Origin of the sequence: Halorarum halophilum (assembly GCF_013401515.1) — an archaeon.
GTDB classification, from domain to species: domain Archaea; phylum Halobacteriota; class Halobacteria; order Halobacteriales; family Haloferacaceae; genus Halorarum; species Halorarum halophilum.
In genome coordinates this window covers 3,458,413-3,474,608 of sequence record NZ_CP058529.1, presented here as the reverse complement: position 1 = coordinate 3,474,608, position 16,196 = coordinate 3,458,413, and the positions used below count along the sequence as shown (strand labels likewise).

Annotated in this window: 20 protein-coding genes and 1 tRNA gene; 17 read left to right on the top strand and 4 right to left on the bottom strand. The window is 67.4% G+C overall.

Annotated features, from left to right (window positions below; translation table 11 throughout):
• Positions 1 to 50: 50 nt before the first annotated feature.
• Together HUG10_RS17295 and HUG10_RS17290 are read right to left on the bottom strand one after the other, a co-directional pair.
• A complete protein-coding gene (locus tag HUG10_RS17295) occupies positions 51 to 569 on the bottom strand; it encodes a hypothetical protein (protein ID WP_246310179.1) in 519 nt (172 codons plus the stop codon).
• 72 nt (positions 570 to 641) lie between these two features.
• Positions 642 to 1,415: a DUF5781 family protein gene (locus HUG10_RS17290; RefSeq protein WP_179170750.1), complete on the bottom strand. Its 774-nt coding sequence runs from the start codon at positions 1,413 to 1,415 to the stop codon at positions 642 to 644.
• Between the two features lie 123 nt (positions 1,416 to 1,538).
• On the opposite strand from HUG10_RS17290, the gene HUG10_RS17285 reads away from it, so the two are divergent.
• From HUG10_RS17285 to HUG10_RS17205, 17 genes are all read left to right on the top strand, one after another.
• The gene (locus tag HUG10_RS17285; RefSeq protein ID WP_179170749.1) at positions 1,539 to 2,015 is read left to right on the top strand and encodes an Lrp/AsnC family transcriptional regulator; all 477 of its coding nucleotides are present in this window, start codon (positions 1,539 to 1,541) and stop codon (positions 2,013 to 2,015) included.
• A gap of 133 nt (positions 2,016 to 2,148) precedes the next feature.
• Positions 2,149 to 2,430 (top strand): HalOD1 output domain-containing protein, encoded by a 282-nt coding sequence (locus tag HUG10_RS17280; protein ID WP_246310178.1) that lies wholly within the window; start codon positions 2,149 to 2,151, stop codon positions 2,428 to 2,430.
• A gap of 126 nt (positions 2,431 to 2,556) precedes the next feature.
• Positions 2,557 to 4,749, top strand: coding sequence for an elongation factor EF-2 (locus HUG10_RS17275; protein ID WP_179170747.1), 2,193 nt, complete (start codon positions 2,557 to 2,559; stop codon positions 4,747 to 4,749).
• A 237-nt stretch (positions 4,750 to 4,986) separates the two neighbouring features.
• A complete protein-coding gene (locus HUG10_RS17270) occupies positions 4,987 to 5,361 on the top strand; it encodes an ArsR/SmtB family transcription factor (RefSeq protein ID WP_179170746.1) in 375 nt (124 codons plus the stop codon).
• Positions 5,354 to 6,187 carry an arsenite methyltransferase gene (locus HUG10_RS17265; protein WP_179170745.1) on the top strand — a complete coding sequence of 278 codons (834 nt, stop codon included), beginning with the start codon at positions 5,354 to 5,356 and terminating at the stop codon, positions 6,185 to 6,187. The genes HUG10_RS17270 and HUG10_RS17265 overlap by 8 nt, the downstream gene beginning before the upstream one ends.
• A gap of 188 nt (positions 6,188 to 6,375) precedes the next feature.
• A complete protein-coding gene (locus HUG10_RS17260) occupies positions 6,376 to 6,597 on the top strand; it encodes a hypothetical protein (protein ID WP_179170744.1) in 222 nt (73 codons plus the stop codon).
• A gap of 84 nt (positions 6,598 to 6,681) precedes the next feature.
• Entirely contained in the window at positions 6,682 to 7,128 is a 447-nt protein-coding gene (gene arsN2, locus HUG10_RS17255) for an arsenic resistance N-acetyltransferase ArsN2 (RefSeq protein WP_179170743.1), read from the top strand.
• 347 nt (positions 7,129 to 7,475) lie between these two features.
• Complete coding sequence (locus HUG10_RS17250) at positions 7,476 to 8,126, top strand: amino acid-binding protein (RefSeq protein WP_179170742.1); 651 nt, start codon at positions 7,476 to 7,478, stop codon at positions 8,124 to 8,126.
• Positions 8,123 to 9,100, top strand: coding sequence for a homoserine dehydrogenase (locus HUG10_RS17245; protein ID WP_179170741.1), 978 nt, complete (start codon positions 8,123 to 8,125; stop codon positions 9,098 to 9,100). The genes HUG10_RS17250 and HUG10_RS17245 overlap by 4 nt, the downstream gene beginning before the upstream one ends.
• A gap of 301 nt (positions 9,101 to 9,401) precedes the next feature.
• Complete coding sequence (gene tuf, locus HUG10_RS17240) at positions 9,402 to 10,670, top strand: translation elongation factor EF-1 subunit alpha (protein ID WP_179170740.1); 1,269 nt, start codon at positions 9,402 to 9,404, stop codon at positions 10,668 to 10,670.
• The gene (rpsJ, locus tag HUG10_RS17235; protein WP_179170739.1) at positions 10,671 to 10,985 is read left to right on the top strand and encodes a 30S ribosomal protein S10; all 315 of its coding nucleotides are present in this window, start codon (positions 10,671 to 10,673) and stop codon (positions 10,983 to 10,985) included.
• Between the two features lie 147 nt (positions 10,986 to 11,132).
• Complete coding sequence (locus HUG10_RS17230) at positions 11,133 to 11,756, top strand: rhomboid family intramembrane serine protease (RefSeq protein WP_246310177.1); 624 nt, start codon at positions 11,133 to 11,135, stop codon at positions 11,754 to 11,756.
• 64 nt (positions 11,757 to 11,820) lie between these two features.
• A tRNA-Ala gene (locus tag HUG10_RS17225) sits at positions 11,821 to 11,892 on the top strand.
• Positions 11,893 to 12,003: 111 nt separating this feature from the next.
• Positions 12,004 to 12,675, top strand: a complete 672-nt coding sequence (locus HUG10_RS17220) for a bacterio-opsin activator domain-containing protein (protein ID WP_179170738.1) — start codon at positions 12,004 to 12,006, stop codon at positions 12,673 to 12,675.
• Positions 12,676 to 12,750: 75 nt separating this feature from the next.
• Positions 12,751 to 13,089, top strand: a complete 339-nt coding sequence (locus tag HUG10_RS17215) for a HalOD1 output domain-containing protein (RefSeq protein WP_179170737.1) — start codon at positions 12,751 to 12,753, stop codon at positions 13,087 to 13,089.
• A gap of 149 nt (positions 13,090 to 13,238) precedes the next feature.
• Positions 13,239 to 13,520: a HalOD1 output domain-containing protein gene (locus tag HUG10_RS17210; RefSeq protein WP_179170736.1), complete on the top strand. Its 282-nt coding sequence runs from the start codon at positions 13,239 to 13,241 to the stop codon at positions 13,518 to 13,520.
• Positions 13,521 to 13,842: 322 nt separating this feature from the next.
• Complete coding sequence (locus HUG10_RS17205; RefSeq protein WP_179170735.1) at positions 13,843 to 14,022, top strand: hypothetical protein; 180 nt, start codon at positions 13,843 to 13,845, stop codon at positions 14,020 to 14,022.
• Positions 14,023 to 14,133: 111 nt separating this feature from the next.
• On the opposite strand, the gene HUG10_RS17200 is transcribed toward HUG10_RS17205, so the two are convergent.
• Together HUG10_RS17200 and HUG10_RS17195 are read right to left on the bottom strand one after the other, a co-directional pair.
• Positions 14,134 to 14,610 (bottom strand): hypothetical protein, encoded by a 477-nt coding sequence (locus tag HUG10_RS17200; protein WP_179170734.1) that lies wholly within the window; start codon positions 14,608 to 14,610, stop codon positions 14,134 to 14,136.
• 71 nt (positions 14,611 to 14,681) lie between these two features.
• Positions 14,682 to 16,016, bottom strand: coding sequence for a ribonuclease catalytic domain-containing protein (locus HUG10_RS17195; protein ID WP_179170733.1), 1,335 nt, complete (start codon positions 16,014 to 16,016; stop codon positions 14,682 to 14,684).
• Between the last annotated feature and the right edge of the window lie 180 nt (positions 16,017 to 16,196).

Sequence of the window (16,196 nt, the reverse complement as noted above, 5' to 3'; positions counted from 1 at the left end):
GCGGCTTCCGCGGCGAGGGCTAAAAATCCCTGCCGCGGCCGGAACCCGGTTCAGGCCAGTTCCCGGGTGACCACGGTTCGGCCGAACGCCACCGCGGCGCCCCCGAGGAGCAGCCCGATCCCCGACCCCGTGATGATCAGCACCGGGACGACCTGCACGTTCCCGGACGGGAGGAGAAGCCCCGCGGCGACGACGAGCGCGAGGGCGCCGAGCACCGCGAGTGCGGAGCTCGCTCCAGCCCGCCAACCGCCGAGGGAGCCGTGCGTCCGCGCCCACGACGCCGTCAGCGCGGAGAGGAGCGCGAGGACGGCGAGGAAGGCCGCGAACGCCGCGTCGTAGGCGGTCGAACTCGGGAAGGACGGGAGGACGGCCTCCAGCGCGTCGAACGCGACGATCATGAGGTACCCCGGAATCGCGAACGGGGGGACGGGGACGGCGTACAGCAGGCCGTACAGGCCGGCGATGACGGCGCCGGCTACGACCGCGTCACGGAGGAGGGTGCGTGGCGCGTTCGGCGTCCCACCGCCGGCGCCCGACGGGGACGCTGACGCGGTGACTGTCGGGACCATACCGGACAGTTGTCACGCCGCGGATAAATACCTGGAGGCCGGTCGAACTCAATGGTCGGTCGAACTCCGTGATCAGTCCGCCGCGGCCGGCCCGTCGCTCGTGCCGCCCGCGTCCACCGCGTACAGTCGGGCGGCGTCGACCAGTTGCTTCCGGTACTCCGAGGCCGATGGGTCCGCCGCGAGCGAGCGGAACAGCCGCTTGAACGCCCCGAGGTCCACCGCCGGGGCGTCGTCCGCGGCCGCGTGGGCCAGGTCGTACAGCCGGTGCGACCGGCCGACGAGGTCGTGTCGCTCGCACATCGCCAATGCGAACGCGGCGTTGACGACGGTGATGTCGGGGTCGGTCGCGCCGGTGAGCAGCCGCGAGTCGGGGTGGTGGTGCTCGCGCGGGCGGTCGGCGACCGCCGCGGCGAGCTGGGACTCGAAGAAGGTGACGAGCTTCCCGGAGGGCCCCACCGTGAGCGTGATGTCGTCGGCGTAGATGTCCTTCATGTGGTTGGCGATCTGGTAGCAGTGGGAGAGCTTCCGGCGCTCGACCGACCGGCCGGAGAGCGCGAGGAACAGCGCCTCCTCGGTCGACTGGACGTGCGACGGGTGTTCCTCCTCGTACCGGGCCATGTGGGCGAACTCGTGGAGCGCGAGTTCGCGGGCCATCGCGCTCGTCGCGGCCTTCCGCGAGATGTTGAGCACGTGCCGGTCGTCGTAGTGGCCCGCCCAGGTCCGCTCCTCCGGGTCCTCGCGAACCCGGACCTCGACCGGGAGGTCGAGGTCGAGTTCCGTCTCGAAGAGCGACGCGGCCCCGAGAAACGGGTCGATCGGGCCGTCCCCCCGCAGTCGTACATCCATGTGAACGGATATCAAGCGCCGAGCCGAGTTGACTCTTGTGCCGGTCCGGAATCGCTCCCCGGGGCAGTCGTTTCGGCTCGACGCCCTGAAAGCGTCATATACGTCGGCCACGAACCTCTAGGGATGAGTTACGACCTCGACGGAGTCGACATGGGCATCCTCCAGTCCCTCCAGAGCGACGCTCGCAATGCCACCACGGAGTCGATCGGCGAGCGGGTCGGCCTCTCCGCGAGCGCCGTCGCGTCCCGGATAAAGAACCTCGAGGAGGAGGGCGTCATCGAGGGGTACGCGCCGCTCGTCGACTACGAGAAGGCCGGGTTCGACCGGCACCTCCTCATCGTCGGTACCATCACGTCGGATGACAGGGAGGCCACGCTCCAGAACGCGATCGGCGTGGAGAACGTCGTCTCGGTGACCGAACTGCTGACCGACGACGAGAACGTCACCGTCGAGGTGGTCTGTCCCTCTCAGGAGCACGCCGAGACCGCGTGTGACGAACTGAACGAGCTCGGGATCCAGATCGTCAACACGGAGATCGTGAAGAGTCGGTACGAGCGGGTGTTCAACCACTCCGGAACGGAGATCACGGTCGAGGCCTGATCGTTTCGCGTCGTCGGACTGGAATCATCCCTCCCGCCGGACAATCTTCGGGTGAACTTAAACTGCCGCCGCAAATTATCCATTCCACGACATATATTAGCGCGAGTCCCGTGAAGTACCGACGATGGTCCAGATGGCCGCAGACAGTGCCGATAATCGTGGTATCACCGGGACGGTCGTCGAGGCGGTCGCGGACGAAACCGACGTTTCGCCGACCGATATATCACCACAACTGTACGATACGGTCGACCCGGACGCCCTCGACTCGCTCGTTCGGTCCCGGACTGGCAACGGCCTCCGGGTGCGGTTCCGCTATCACGGCTGTACCGTAGTGGTCGACGGGACCGGCCGGGTGACAGCGTCCCGTCGTGAGAGCACGGGGGCGCTGGCCGAACACGTCCCCGACGACGGGTGACCGTCCACGCGGCGTCACCGGATACGTGCGGGAACAGTTGACACGCGGCGGGAGACGCCCGCAGACGGCGCTTTCGGCGGCGGCAAAGCACTACCCTTTTGACCGGGCGTCAAGTAGCGGCCTGTAATGGGCCGACGAAAGAAAATCGTACAGGAATGTGAGACCCTGATGGACGAGCCGGAGCACATCCGGAACATCGCCATCGCGGCTCACGTGGACCACGGTAAGACGACTCTCTCGGACAACCTTCTCGCCGGCGCCGGCATGATCTCGGACGAGACCGCGGGCGAACAGCTCGCGATGGACACCGAGGAGGACGAGCAGGAACGGGGCATCACCATCGACGCGGCGAACGTCTCGATGACCCACGAGTACGAGGGGCGGAACCACCTCATCAACCTCATCGACACACCCGGCCACGTCGACTTCGGCGGCGACGTGACGCGCGCGATGCGCGCCGTCGACGGCGCGCTCGTGGTCGTCGACGCCGTCGAGGGCGCGATGCCCCAGACAGAGACGGTGCTGCGCCAGGCGCTCCGCGAGGGCGTCAAGCCAGCGCTGTTCATCAACAAGGTCGACCGCCTCATCAACGAGCTCCAGGAGGGGCCCCAGGAGATGCAGCAGCGGCTCATGGACGTCATCGGCGACGTCAACGAGCTCATCCGCGGGATGACCGAGGAGATGGACGACATCACCGAGGACTGGTCCGTCTCCGTCGAGGAGGGGACCGTCGCGTTCGGCTCCGCGCTGTACAAGTGGGGTGTCTCCATGCCGTCGATGGAGGCGACGGGGATCTCCTTCGGCGACATCATCGACATGGAGCAGAACGACGAGCGCGACGAGCTCCACGAGCGCACCCCGCTCTCGAACGTCGTGCTCGACATGGTCGCCGAGCACTTCCCGAACCCGCTCACGGCCCAGCCGTTCCGCGTCCCGCGCATCTGGCGCGGCGACGACGAGTCCGAGATCGCCGAGGACATGCGGACGGTGAACCGCGAAGGCGACATCGTCTTCATGTGTACCGACATCGGGATGGACCCGCACGCCGGCGAGATCGCGACCGGCCGCGTCTTCTCCGGCACCCTGAAGAAGGGTCAGGAGCTGTTCGTCTCCGGGACGGCGGGCCGGAACCGCATCCAGTCGGTCGGGATCTACATGGGCGGCGAGCGCGAGGAGCTCGACCGCGGCGTCCCAGCGGGGAACATCGCGGCCGTCACCGGCCTGAAGGACGCCATCGCGGGCTCCACGGTCTCCGACGTGGAGATGACGCCGTTCGAGTCGATCGAGCACATCTCCGAGCCGGTCATCACGAAGTCCGTCGAGGCGCAGAACATGGACGACCTGCCGAAGCTCATCCAGACGCTCCAGCAGGTCGCCAAGGAGGACCCGACCATCCGCGTGGAGATCAACGAGGACACCGGCGAGCACCTCATCTCCGGGCAGGGCGAACTCCACCTCGAGGTCATCACCCAGCGCATCCAGAAGAACCAGGGCATCCCGGTCACGACCGGTGAGCCCATCGTCGTCTTCCGCGAGCAGCCGCAGGAGGCCTCCCGCGAGGTCGAGGGCGTCTCGCCGAACCGACACAACAAGTTCTACATCACGGTCGAGCCGATGGCCCAGGACATCGTCGACGACATCCAGCTCGGCGAGATCTCGATGGACATGCCCGAGCTCGAACGCCGCGAGGCGCTCCAGGCGGCCGGCATGGACAAGGACACGTCCCAGAACGTCGAGCACATCCACGGGACGAACATCCTCGTCGACGACACGAAGGGTATCCAGCACCTGAACGAGACGATGGAACTCGTCATCGAGGGCCTCGACGAGGCGCTCGACGACGGCCCGCTCGCCGCCGAGCCGGTCCAGGGGTCGCTGCTCCGACTCCACGACGCCCGGCTGCACGAGGACACCATCCACCGCGGCCCGGCGCAGGTCATCCCCGCGGTCCGCAACGCGGTCCACCGCGCGCTGATCGACGCCGAGGTGCGGCTCCTCGAACCCATCCAGAACGTCCGCATCGACGTTCCGAACCAGCACATGGGCGACGCCTCCGGCGAGATCCAGGGCCGCCGCGGCCGCGTCGACGACATGTACCAGGAGGGCGACCTCATGGTCATCGAGGGCATCGCGCCCGTCGAGGAGATGATCGGCTTCTCCAGCGACATCCGCAGCGCGACCGAGGGTCGCGCCTCGTGGAACACCGAGAACGCCGGCTTCCGCGTGCTGGTGGACAACCTCCAGCGCGAGAAGATCATGGAGATCCGCGAGCGGAAGGGCATGAAGCTGGAACTGCCCCAGGCGATCGACTACATCTAGGCCGTCGAGGCCCCACCGGTAGCGTTCTTCTTCCACTTCTCTCGTTTCGCCGGTTCCAACTCCACGGCTAGTTCTTCGCACATCACGGCTTTCCGCGTGTTACGTGCGGTCGGTAGGTCTGCCAGCGTACCCTCTCCTCTCGTCGGAGCACCTCGTCGAACAGTCGTGAGTACCTCTCGTCGGAGGAGACGTCCGAAACTGCTATATTAGCGGACGCTAATATTAGGATGTGCTAAAATGAGAGGGCAGAACTCGGGCGCCGAACCGGTCGACGCACAGGATCCGGAGGCGACCGCCTGCTGTTCCGGGAGCCACTCGCTAACCGAACGGGAGGTCGCCGCCGACGTCCGGACGCTCGCCACGCTCGGGAACGATACCCGGTACGAGGCGCTCCGGCTCATCGCTTCGAGCGACGAGGGCGTGTGCGTCTGCGAACTGGAACCGGCGCTCGGTGTGAGCCAGGGAGCGATCAGTCAGGCGCTCTCGCGGCTCTTCAGCGCCGGGCTGGTCGAACGGCGAAAGGAGGGCCGTTGGCGGTACTACACCGCGACGCCGCGCGCGGAACGGCTCCTCCGCGTCGTCGACGACACCAGGTCACTGGACGATGACTGAGAACACCCCCACTACGGACGCGGATGGGACGCCTCCCGACGCCACGGAACAGCGCACCGCCGTGCGCGAACGGTACGGTGGCATCGCTGCGGAGTCGTCGACCTGTTGTGGCGACTCCGGGTCCGGGAACGAGGCGGCCGCCGAGCAGTCGCGCGAACTCGGCTACTCGGACGACGACCTCGACGCCGTCGGCGCGGGCGCGAACTTGGGGCTCGGCTGCGGCAATCCGACCGCGATCGCCAGCCTCGAGGAGGGTGACACCGTCCTCGATCTGGGGTCCGGCGGCGGGTTCGACTGCTTCCTCGCGGCGCGGGAAGTCGGACCGGCCGGTCGTGTCGTCGGCGTCGATATGACACCGGAGATGGTCGAGAAGGCCCGCGCGAACGTCGAAACGAACGACGCGACGAACGTCGAGTTCCGCCTCGGCGAGATCGAACACCTTCCGGTCGCCGACGAGTCTGTGGACGTCATCATCTCGAACTGCGTGATCAACCTCTCCCCGGACAAACGACGGGTGTTCCGCGAGGCGTATCGCGTCCTTCGGCCGGGCGGACGCCTCGCCATCTCGGACGTCGTGTCGACCGCCGAGCTACCGGCCGAGGTGCGGGCGGACCCGTCGTCGGTGGCCGCCTGTATCGCCGGTGCATCGTCGATTCCCGCGCTCGAATCGATGCTGACCGACGCCGGGTTCGCGGACGCGTCCGTCGAACCGAACGCGGACAGCGAATCGTTTGTCAGTGAGTGGGACGACGAGCGCGATCTGAGCGACTACATCGTCGCGGCGACGATCGAGGGGGAGAAGCCAGCGACGGGGCAGCAACTGTAACAGGAGGACCAACGCGCATGACCCCATTCGACGAGAACACGCTGTTGCCGACCGCATCGAACGATTCAGCCACGATGGTCGCCGGCGGAGGTGGCGACTAACCCATGTACAGGCCGCCTGATTCGCCGGGAAGACTGACCCTCGACCGGGACACCTGGCACAGACGACCCACGTGGCGGAGCATCCTCGTGAGCTACGCCACGATAGCCGCGATTCCGATCCTGCTCTGGGTCGGAAGCCAGCCATTGGCCGGCGCCGCGATGCTCGCCGCCGTCGTCGGTCTACTCGTCGGCGTGCGACGGGCCCATCGACTCGTCCGCTGCGTCCACGAGTGCCGGGCGCTCACGTTCGACCTCGGAGGGGAGGTCCGGATCACCGTCGCTCAGCACCCCACCGATGACCCGAGCTAGCCGTCCGTTCGAGACGGCGAATCGACGCGGCGTTCGGCATGGGCACCGATACCGCCGGTCGATACGGGAGGTCGACGGGACAGCATGACCGACGAATCGATAACCCTCCGGAAGGCGGACGTGGCGAACCTCGACCGCGTCGAGGCCCTGCTGGAAGCCAACGACCTCCCGTCCGAGGACGTGCGGGCGAAGCCGGAGTGCTTCCTCCTCGCGTACGCCGACGCGGAGTGGATCGGCGTCGGAGGCGTCGAGATCTACGGTCCGAACGGACTCCTTCGGTCGGTCGTCGTCAGGGAATCGAACCGGGGGCAGGGCTACGGGAGGACGCTGTGTGACGCGCTGGAGGACCACGCACGAGCGAACGGGGTGGAGACGCTGTACCTGTTGACCACGACCGCGTCGGAGTTCTTCCGACAGCGTGGGTACGAGGAGGTCGATCGGGAGTGCGTCCCGGGGAGCGTTCGAGGGACGACCGAGTTTTCGGACCTCTGTCCGTCCTCGGCAACTTGTGCGAGAAGGGATCTCCGGTAGACGGCCGTTCCGTATCGAGCGAGTCGTCCCTCCCCGTGGGGAACGTCCACGACCCGGCCGGTACCGAGCGGTCGCTGTGAGGGACCGCGTTCGGCTGGTGAACGCGCTCCCATCCGGGTGTGAACGGTCCCAGGGCGCGACCGTCGTCGGACGCGACGGCAAACCTCGCCACCGTAGAAGACTTATCACCTCCCCATCCCCAGGGAGTGAGCATGCCAAGTGGCACGACCCACGGTCGGCGCGACGGCTGCGAACGATCCCACCAGCCCCGCACGTCGACAGGGATTATCGGGTCGTGCGCCGTCGCCGGAATCGGACGGTCGGACGCTTCCCGGGGGGCGAGGTAGATGCCCTCCGACCCGGCGTCCGCCCCCGACGAGCGCCCGCCGTCAGTGCCCGCGACCCGAACCGGCGGAGGGAACCCCGCCACCGACGAGAATTCCCGGACCGGCGTCGAGAGCCCGCGGACCGACGGCGGCGACACCCCGGTCGCGCACACCGTCCGCATCGAACTCGTCGACGAGCCCGGTCAGTTGCTCGCGGCGCTGAAGCCAATCGCGGAGAACGGCGGCAACCTCCTGTCGGTGTTCCACGAGCGGGGGAACATCACCCCCCGCGGTCGGATCCCCGTGGCCGTCGACGTCGAGTGCCCGCCGGACCGATTCGAGACCATCCTCGACGCGCTCAGGGAGAACGGCGTGAACGTCATCCGCGCGGGCGCCGAGGAGTTCGGCGCCGAGGTGACCGTCGTGCTCGTCGGGCACCTCATCGACACCGACCTCTCCGACACGCTCCGTCGACTCGCGGACTGCACGAACGCGACCGTCGCCGACCTGGAACTCTCCGCACCCGCCGGCGCCGGGAGCGACGAGCAGTCGAGCGCCCGCCTCCGCCTCCGGACGCGGCAGGGGGAGACGACCGACGTGCTGGAGACGGTCCGGTCGGTCGCCGACGACAAGGGGATCCACGTCATCGAGCCGATGGAGGGGAGCCAATGACGCGGCTCGCCGTCCTCGGCGCCGGCGCGGTCGGCCGTTCGGTGGCGGAGCTTGCGGCCGAATACGGCTACACCGTCACCGCGCTGGCCGACTCGACCTCGGCCGCCGTCGCCCCCGACGGCGTGGACGTTACCGCGGCGCTCGCGGACAAGGCGGAGGGCGGGGCGCTCGGCGACGCCGACCCGACCGACGCGCTGACCGCCGAGTACGACGTGCTCGTGGAGGCGACGCCGACGACGCTCGGCGACGCGGAGCCGGGGTTCTCGCACGTCCGGACCGCCCTCGAACGGGACAGGGACGTCGTGCTCGCGAACAAAGGCCCCGTCGCGGAGCGGTTCGCCGACGTGCGCGCGCTCGAAGCGGAGAGCGAGGGCGAGGTGCTGTTCGAGGCGACCGTCGGCGGGGCCATTCCGGCCCTCGCGACCATCGACGACCTCGGCCCCGAACGGGTGCGGGCCGTCCGCGGCGTCCTCAACGGGACGGCGAACTTCGTGCTCTCGCGGATGGCCGCCGAGGGGCTCGACTACGACCACGTCCTCGCGGAGGCCCAAGACCTCGGCGTCGCCGAGGCGGACCCGTCCTTCGACGTCGAGGGGACCGACGCGGCGCTGAAGTGCGTCATCCTCTCGAACGTCCTCCGGGAGGCCGACTGCGACTCCGTCGAGGAGCTCCGGGAGCGGGAACTCACCCTCGCCGACGCCGACGTGGACGGCATCCGGAACGTCACCGGTGGCGCGCTGGAACTCGCGGTCAACGACGGGCGGACGGTCAGGCTCATCGGCGAGGCGACCCGCGAAGGCGTTCGCGTCGGACCGCGGCTGGTTCCGGAGAACGGCACCCTCGCCGTGTCGGGCACGAGGAACATCGTCGAGATCGACGCGGAGTTCTCCGGCGGGCTGGCGATCTCCGGCGCGGGAGCCGGCGGCGAGGAGACCGCCAGCGCGGTGCTCTCGGACGTCGGACGGCTGGGATAGGCCTCACGAGTCATGTCCCGGAGGTCGCTCTCGGAACGGGGTACCAAGGCGGGTACCTTTGCGTCTCCCCGGCCCTCCCGGTCCAACTCGGTGTCGAGTCGATATCGATTCGTCCGGCCGACGAACGAACGTCGGGAACGGGACGGTAGTCGAACTGATTCCGTGGCAACCGAACACACGAGAAACAGACACACGAAAAACCGCCAGACGCGGCCGCGACGTGCCGTGTCGCGTATCGAAATCGTTTTACGGCGTTCAGACCAACGAATCCCCACAGAGCGCCTTAGCGCGTGATTCCACAATGAGCCAAGACAAACCCCACCAGAACCTGGCCATCATCGGCCACGTCGACCACGGGAAGTCCACGCTCGTGGGTCGCCTCCTCTTCGAGACAGGGAGCGTCCCCGAGCACGTAATCGAGCAGTACCGAGAGGAAGCCGAGGAGAAGGGCAAGGGCGGATTCGAGTTCGCCTACGTCATGGACAACCTGGCGGAGGAGCGAGAGCGCGGTGTCACCATCGACATCGCCCACCAGGAGTTCGACACCGACGACTACTACTTCACCATCGTCGACTGCCCGGGCCACCGTGACTTCGTGAAGAACATGATCACGGGCGCCTCGCAGGCCGACAACGCGGTGCTCGTCGTCGCGGCCGACGACGGCGTCGCGCCCCAGACCCGCGAGCACGTGTTCCTGGCCCGCACGCTGGGCATCAACGAGCTCATCGTCGCGGTCAACAAGATGGACGTCGTCGACTACTCCGAGGACACCTACACGGACGTCGTCGACGAGGTCAAGCAGCTCCTCAAGCAGGTCCGCTTCGGCACCGAGGACGCCTCGTTCATCCCGATCTCCGCCTTCGAGGGCGACAACATCGCCGAGCGCTCGGACAACACGTCCTGGTACGACGGCGAGATCCTCCTCGACGCCCTGAACAACCTGCCGGAGACGGAGCCGCCGACGGACGCGCCGCTCCGCCTGCCGATCCAGGACGTCTACACCATCTCGGGAATCGGTACCGTGCCGGTCGGCCGCCTCGAGACCGGCGAGATGCGCTCCGGCGACAACGTCTCCTTCCAGCCGTCCGACGTGGGCGGGGAAGTGAAGACGATCGAGATGCACCACGAGGAGGTCGACTACGCGGGCCCCGGCGACAACGTTGGGTTCAACGTCCGCGGCGTCGGCAAGGACGACATCCGCCGCGGCGACGTCTGCGGCCCGGCCGAGAACCCGCCGACGGTCGCCGAGACGTTCCAGGCCCAGGTCGTCGTGATGCAGCACCCGTCGGTCATCACAGCGGGCTACACGCCGGTCTTCCACGCCCACACGGCGCAGGTCGCGTGTACCATCGAGTCGCTCGACCAGAAGCTCGACCCGGCCTCGGGCGAGGTCGCCGAGGAGAACCCGGACTTCATCAAGTCCGGCGACGCCGCGGTCGTCACCGTGCGCCCGCAGAAGCCGCTCAGCATCGAGCCGTCGAGCGAGATTCCGGAGCTTGGTAGCTTCGCCATCCGCGACATGGGTCAGACCATCGCGGCCGGCAAGGTACTCAGCGTCAACGCACGATAGATGCCGGGCCAGCAGGCGCGCGTCCGACTCGCGGGTACGAGCCCCGAGGACCTGGACAACATCTGTGACGACGTCCGGGAGATCGCGGACAAGACCGGCGTCGCGCTGTCGGGGCCGATCCCGCTCCCGACGAAGACGCTGGAGGTTCCGTCCCGGAAGTCCCCCGACGGTGAGGGCACCGCCACGTGGGAGCACTGGGAGATGCGCGTCCACAAGCGCCTCATCGACATCGACGCCGACGAACGCGCGCTCCGACAGCTGATGCGGATTCAGGTGCCGAACGACGTCAGCATCGAGATCGTCCTCGAAGACTGACACGCTAAGGCGCACCCACGCCACCACGCTTCTCACTCTTTCGACCGCCGAGTCGCGACGCCGGCGAATCACGCGACTCCACGAGGGACGGGGCGCTCCCGGTCGCCGGGGGCGTGTTTTTTCGTCCCCGACGCGGAGGGTACACACGTGACCGCCGACTACGCGACCAAGGTCGCCGACGGCGGGACGGCCGATCGCCGGTCGGCCCGGCGTGGGAGCCCGGTCCTCGAGACGCTCGCGGCGATGCTCGTCGTCTCGGTGCTCACCTGGGCCGGAACGCTCGTCGGACTCGCCGGGTTGTTCGTCCTCGCGCCGCCGATCCTCTCCCCGCCGTGGGGCCTCCTGACGAGCGTGTACGCGCACGCCGGCCCCGGCCACCTGCTCGCGAACGCGGTCGTCGTCGCGGTCGCCGGGAGCCTCGTCGCTCGGCGAACCACCCGCTTTCGCTTCCACGGCTTCTTCCTCGTCACCGGGGTGCTCGCGGGCGTCGCGCAGGTGTGGGTCGGCGGACTCCTCGGCCGGTCGGTGGCGGTGCTCGGCGCCAGCGGGGCCGCCTTCGCGCTGGTCGGCTACGTCCTCGTCGCGAACCCCGCCTCCGCCGCGCTGCTCGAGCGGGTGTCCGTCCCACCGCGGGTCGCCGCGGCCGTCGTGGCGGTCGCCGCCGCCGGACTGACGCTCGCGTTCAGCCCAGCCGGGAGCGCGCTGGTCGCGCATTTCGTCGGGACGGTTCTCGGGCTAGTCGCGGGACGGCTCCGGCTGTTACGCGTGTGAACGACCCCCGACCCGGACGGTGAAACGGAACCCTCAAGTGAGCGCCGGCGGTTACTTCGGGTGCGGGCTCGTAGATCAGCGGTAGATCGCTTCCTTCGCAAGGAAGAGGCCCTGGGTTCAAATCCCAGCGAGTCCACTCCCGTTCCGTCTTCTCTCGAAGACACGTTCACCGCCGAGCGGGCGCTTCCTCCCGGTGCTCGGGGACCGCCGCCGAGAACGTTAATTCCGCCCGTACTCTGTTCACCCCATGAGCGTCGTCGTCGAGATGACTGTCCCTGCCGAGTCGTTCACCCTGTCGCACGCCCTGACAGCGAGACCCGACGTGACGGTCGAGGCCGAACGGGTGGCGTCGCACAGCCCCGAGTGGGCGCTCCCGTTCCTCTGGGCGTCGGGCAGCGAGTTGGATGCATTCTACGACGCGATGAAGGACGACCCGACCATCGATACCGTCGGTGTCATCGAAGAGGCGGGGGAGGAGGTGTTGTACAAGGTCGAGTGGTCCGACGAGGTCCTCGACCTGATCACGGTGATGATCGACCAGCACGCCATCATCCTGGAAGCCACCGCCCAGGCCGCTGACTGGAGACTCCGGATCCGGTTCGCGAAGCACGAGCAGGTCTCGTCGTTCCGGGACCACTTCGCGGAGCAGGGTCGCCAGTTCGAGGTCACGAACCTCCACCAGCCGACTACGCCTCGCCAACGCGAGTTCGGACTGACCCCCGAACAGCGCGACGCGCTGGTCACAGCACTCGAGACAGGCTACTTCGAGGTTCCGCGCGACAGCTCGATCAAGGAACTTGGTGACGAACTCGGCATCTCCTCGAACGCGGTGTCCCAGCGACTCCGGAGGGGTTCCACAAACCTCATCCGGAACTCGCTGGTGATCGACACGGACGAGGGCCCAGAAACTGAAGACTGATAGGTCGAGTCCGACACGGAAAACGACCGGCTACTCATAAACCCCGTTAATATCGAGCCCGACGAGTTTGGGTAGGTGACGCGTTACTCCCACGTGATGGAGGAGCCGACTTCCGAGATTGGTAGTGTACGGGAAACTTATGTGGCGGATCCGAACGCGCCCCTTACGGACGCGATACTCGACGCCATTCAGGACAGCATGGGGCAGGACCTCGAGCGATCCCACTTCGCCCTCTTCGACGACATCGACCACGAGGCGCTGAACGACCTCTTCCACAGAAACTCGACCCCGAGAACGACCGTAACCATTTCGGGGGACGGCGTGGCGGTCGAACTGTGGCGGGACGACGAGACCTACATCAGCGTCGTCGAGAGTCCCGACGAGTCGGAGGGTCGACGGGCGGACCCCGAATGAGCGTTCGAGTGCACTCGCCTCGTTCTCCCCCCGTGATGGGCTCTCGGTCTTCCCCGGATTCGTTTGAATGAACGTCCCTCCTGTCGCTCCAAAGAAGCACTCGTAATCGCTACGATAATGCTTACACTACTCTAACGCCTTATCCCGGTATGAGTCAGGGCATCCCGTTAAGCGCCGAAGTCGTCGAACGGGTCGCCGAACGGGAAGGCGTCCGACCGACGCATCTCGGCGAACCGCTGAACGACTACATCGATCCGGACGCGCTGGACGCGCTGTTCGACGACGCCGGCGATAGCGGGACCAGCCGTGAGGGGAGCGTTGAGTTCACATACTGCGGCTACAAGGTCGTCGCGAGGAGTTCCGGCGCCGTCGCCGTCGAGGAACTGCCGGAGGCGGGCGAGGCGTCACGGAATCACTCCACGATCGAGTGACGGCGCGGTTGAACGGACAGTTCTCGGTTCGAGACGTGGTGAGCCGTAGAACGTAGTCTTGCAGTTGGGGACGACACGGTCGCCGTCGCAGTACATCGGTAGTAACGGGATCGGGAGTTCTGGGAACGCCGTGTCGACGGGAACAATTAGGTCCAAACGGGTAGTCCGACCTCCGCTCGGTCGCCGAAGCGGAGTCCGCATCGGTGGGTCCGCGTTCTACGATGCCGCCACGGACTCGAAACCGGGACCCCGACGCTCTCCTTCACTTTCACTTTCACTCCGCTAGGCCGACTTACAAGTCCCGTCCCCTCCTGGGACGGGTATGAGCGCGACCGTCACCGCACCCGAGCGTATCGCCGTCGAGAGCCCGACGCGCGCGAGCATCGACGTGACCGAGGCCACCTCCTCGGAGGTCCAGGCCTTCGCCGACCGCAACGACTGCGACATCCACCTGGAACGCAGGGGCGGACGCACGTACCTCGTCGCGATAGCCACGGAGTAGTCAGGAACGGGGGAGAGGAGGCGAACGGTCCCCGAGCGCCCCGCCCTCGGTTCGGGTCCGGCGCCTGCGGGTTGCGCCCTCGTCCGATCGATGGACGACCGTCGGTCCCGGCTACTCCTCGTCCCGGAACTCGTACTCGTCCTCGCGTTCCTCGTCGGCGAAGAACCCCCACCTCTCGTCGTCTCGGGGGAGATATTCGTTCTCGAGCATCTCGGAGACGACCCGGCCGAGCGTGTCGAGTTCGTCCTCGACGAGATCCTCGTCGCGCTCGAACTCCCCGCGTTCCTCGTCGGAGAACTCCGGCGCACGGTAGCCGACCTCGTCCTCAGACGGGTCCCAGTAGAAGTCGAACCGATCGATCAGTTCGAGCCGAACGACCGTCCGGAACTCCCTCTCCGCGAGTCCCGTCCCGTCCGCCCACTCCCGGAATGCGTCCGTCCAGGCGCCGTTCCGGAGGATCGTCTCGAGTTCCCCCCGGCGGTAGTCGTCGCCCGGGTCGTCGTCGGGTTCCACGACGGCGTCGTAGTCCTCGCGCGACTGGGGGCCGCGTAACGACGGCGGGTCGGGCACCTCGACGTTCAGGGTCATGCCCGTACGTTCGTGCGCCTCGGTGATGTGTCTTCGCTCCGTCCCGACGACGGACGACCCGTCGGACCGCGTTACTTGGGTACCGTCTCGGGCGTCTCGTGGGTCGCGTCCTCGGGGTCCTCGACGACCTCGAGCCCGCGGTTGTTCACCGCGTAGGGGTCGAGTCCGACCTCCTGCATGAACTGCTTGTACAGCCGTTCGACCGTCTCGCCGTCCTTCTGCTTGTCCGACGCCCGGTCGCACAGTTCCACGAGGTCCTCCGGCACGTCGTTCGTGTGGACGATCCAGTGGTTGATGAGGTCCGACAGTCGACGGATGGGCGAGGTGAAGTGGCCGTAGATGTCGAAGTTGAGCGCGTGGTGGCCCCCGAACGGGTCGTTCATGTACTTCGCGCGGGGCATCACCTTCAGCACGGCCCGCTGGATCTTGTTGAGCGCGCGCCCCGGTGCCTCCTCCAGCGCGGCGTTGACGGCCTTCCGCGGGTCGTCCCACGAGTCGCCCGGGATGGAGACGCCCTCCGTCTCCTGGATCTCCCGGAGCGCCTCGTTCCACTGGTCGGGTGTCGGCTGGGGGTGGACGCGGTACATCGCCTCGACCCCGCGGTTCCACATCAGTTCGTGGGTGACCGCCTTGTTCGCCTTCAGCATGCACTCCTCGATGATGGTGTGCGCGCGGTCCCGGCTGGGGTTGAGGACGAGCGAGCCGTCGGCCTTCCGCTGCTCGTGCATCCGGTCGGCCACCTCGTAGGCGAGGACGTTCTCCTCGTGGAGCGGGAGGTCGGGGTCGTCCAGTCGCTCCTCGCACTGCGAGTAGGTGAGCCGCTCGTCGGAGTTGATGACCGACTTGTAGATGTCCAGCTCCTCGAACGAGAGCGTCTCCTTGTCGAGGCGCATCTCGACGGTGTGGGCGAGGCGGTCCTCGTTCGGGACGAGCGAGCAGACCGTCTCCGCGAGCACCGGCGGGAGCATGTGAATGGTGTAGGCGGGCAGGTACACCGTGTTACAGCGTTTGACCGCCTCCTCCCACATCGTCGACTCGGGGTGGACGTAGTGGGAGACGTCGGCGATGTGGACCCAGAGCCGGTACTCCTCGTCGTGCTCCTCGATGGAGATGGCGTCGTCGAAGTCCTGCGCGTCGATCGGATCGGTCGTCCAGGTCGTCAGGTCCCGGAGGTCCCGTCGCTCGTCGACCTCGGACCGGATCTCCTCGATCACGTCCTCCGTCCGGTCCTTCGCCTCCCGTTTCACCTCGGGCGGGAAGGCGTCGCGGATCTCGAACTCCTCGAACAGCTCCTCGCGCTTGTCCTGGAGGTGGCCGGCGAGGTCCTCGGTGATCCGGACGGGACCCTGTCCCTCGGCGGTGCCCGCGGCCGCCTGTTCGTCCTCGTCGCTAGAAGCGTCAGTCATGACGGCGGCTACGGGGGAGTGGTAGGTAGGCGTTTCGGGGACGGCGTGCTCGACGTCCGAACGGAGACCACGTACACCGTGGGCGAACCCGCGGACGAGTCGCCAGTGGCGTACGTGCTATCCCTCGAACGAACTGGCGCGGGCGATTCGGATTCGGAGGACGGTGGCGTAGTCGGTGGT

Excerpts from the sequence above, each read along its gene's own strand:
- HUG10_RS17275 (WP_179170747.1), top strand. The coding sequence starts at position 2,557 with ATGGGCCGACGAAAGAAAATCGTACAGGAATGTGAGACCCTGATGGAC.
- HUG10_RS17245 (WP_179170741.1), top strand. The coding sequence starts at position 8,123 with ATGACGCGGCTCGCCGTCCTCGGCGCCGGCGCGGTCGGCCGTTCGGTG.
- HUG10_RS17270 (WP_179170746.1), top strand. The coding sequence starts at position 4,987 with ATGAGAGGGCAGAACTCGGGCGCCGAACCGGTCGACGCACAGGATCCG.
- arsN2 (WP_179170743.1), top strand. The coding sequence starts at position 6,682 with ATGACCGACGAATCGATAACCCTCCGGAAGGCGGACGTGGCGAACCTC.
- rpsJ (WP_179170739.1), top strand. The coding sequence starts at position 10,671 with ATGCCGGGCCAGCAGGCGCGCGTCCGACTCGCGGGTACGAGCCCCGAG.
- HUG10_RS17290 (WP_179170750.1), bottom strand. The coding sequence starts at position 1,415 with ATGGATGTACGACTGCGGGGGGACGGCCCGATCGACCCGTTTCTCGGG.
- HUG10_RS17295 (WP_246310179.1), bottom strand. The coding sequence starts at position 569 with ATGGTCCCGACAGTCACCGCGTCAGCGTCCCCGTCGGGCGCCGGCGGT.
- HUG10_RS17285 (WP_179170749.1), top strand. The coding sequence starts at position 1,539 with ATGAGTTACGACCTCGACGGAGTCGACATGGGCATCCTCCAGTCCCTC.
- HUG10_RS17220 (WP_179170738.1), top strand. The coding sequence starts at position 12,004 with ATGAGCGTCGTCGTCGAGATGACTGTCCCTGCCGAGTCGTTCACCCTG.
- tuf (WP_179170740.1), top strand. The coding sequence starts at position 9,402 with ATGAGCCAAGACAAACCCCACCAGAACCTGGCCATCATCGGCCACGTC.
- HUG10_RS17205 (WP_179170735.1), top strand. The coding sequence starts at position 13,843 with ATGAGCGCGACCGTCACCGCACCCGAGCGTATCGCCGTCGAGAGCCCG.
- HUG10_RS17195 (WP_179170733.1), bottom strand. The coding sequence starts at position 16,016 with ATGACTGACGCTTCTAGCGACGAGGACGAACAGGCGGCCGCGGGCACC.
- HUG10_RS17280 (WP_246310178.1), top strand. The coding sequence starts at position 2,149 with ATGGCCGCAGACAGTGCCGATAATCGTGGTATCACCGGGACGGTCGTC.
- HUG10_RS17200 (WP_179170734.1), bottom strand. The coding sequence starts at position 14,610 with ATGACCCTGAACGTCGAGGTGCCCGACCCGCCGTCGTTACGCGGCCCC.
- HUG10_RS17250 (WP_179170742.1), top strand. The coding sequence starts at position 7,476 with ATGCCCTCCGACCCGGCGTCCGCCCCCGACGAGCGCCCGCCGTCAGTG.
- HUG10_RS17210 (WP_179170736.1), top strand. The coding sequence starts at position 13,239 with ATGAGTCAGGGCATCCCGTTAAGCGCCGAAGTCGTCGAACGGGTCGCC.
- HUG10_RS17265 (WP_179170745.1), top strand. The coding sequence starts at position 5,354 with ATGACTGAGAACACCCCCACTACGGACGCGGATGGGACGCCTCCCGAC.